The organism is Pseudoalteromonas sp. GW168-MNA-CIBAN-0100, assembly GCF_040309225.1.
GTDB lineage: Bacteria > Pseudomonadota > Gammaproteobacteria > Enterobacterales > Alteromonadaceae > Pseudoalteromonas > Pseudoalteromonas arctica.
Genome location: NZ_JBEOOL010000270.1, coordinates 1 through 342 on the forward strand (window position 1 = coordinate 1; position 342 = coordinate 342).

General features: G+C 42.1%; 1 protein-coding gene. It reads left to right on the plus strand.

All coding sequences use genetic code 11. The features are described from left to right. Nucleotides 1-342, plus strand: a 342-nt coding sequence (locus AAEY62_RS21065) for a LysR substrate-binding domain-containing protein (RefSeq protein WP_350636279.1), incomplete at both ends; no start/stop codon positions are given.

Below are 342 nucleotides of genomic sequence, written 5' to 3' on the forward strand. Positions count from 1 at the left end.
CCCAAAGCGTTATCTATGCAGCAACCTATTTGCCATATTTTAAAGCAACTTGAAATGCTGTTAGAGCCCGAAGTATTTACACCGCAAACATATAAAGGTGTATTTACTATTAGCGCGACAGACTACGCAACGCAAGCCTTGTTACCGCAGCTTTTTAATATAACGAGACGAGAAGCACCCGGGTTAAAACTAATCGTGCGCGACTTTGCCTCAGATAATGTTAACCAGCTAATTACGGCGGGCGAGCTTGATTTACTGATTCGCTTCCCTGAATTTATTCCAGATAACTTAGCTTATGTTACTTTGCTTGAAGAGCAGCATTTATGCGTTACAGGTTGTGGC